This window comes from Streptomyces sp. BE20 (assembly GCF_036322525.1).
Classification (GTDB): Bacteria; Actinomycetota; Actinomycetes; order Streptomycetales; family Streptomycetaceae; genus Kitasatospora.
Window position 1 is genome coordinate 1 of sequence record NZ_JAQYWW010000199.1, and the last position, 300, is coordinate 300.

Genomic DNA, 300 nt, shown 5'->3' on the forward strand with positions numbered 1-300 from the left:
GGGGGGGGGCGCCCACACCGAACAACCCCCCCCACAACACACACCCCACCCAACCAAAAAAAAAAAAAAAAAAAAAAAAAAAAACAACAAAACACAAACCCAACCCCACCCCCCCCCCCCCCCCCACAACCCCCCCCCACCACCCACACCACCCCCCCAAACCCCCAAAAAAACCACACCCAAAACCCCAAACAACAACCCCACCACCACAACCACCCCACCACACCAAAAAAAAAAAAAAAAAAAAAAAAAAAAAACAACAAACCCAACACACAAACCACACCACCCCACCAACCACCC

The 300-nt window shown here is 51.3% G+C and carries 1 protein-coding gene; it reads right to left on the reverse strand.

The annotated features are described in order from the left end of the window. Positions 1 to 286 (reverse strand): hypothetical protein (locus tag PUR61_RS45025; protein ID WP_329874585.1); only part of this gene is annotated, 286 nt, incomplete at its 3' end. Positions 287 to 300: the final 14 nt, after the last annotated feature.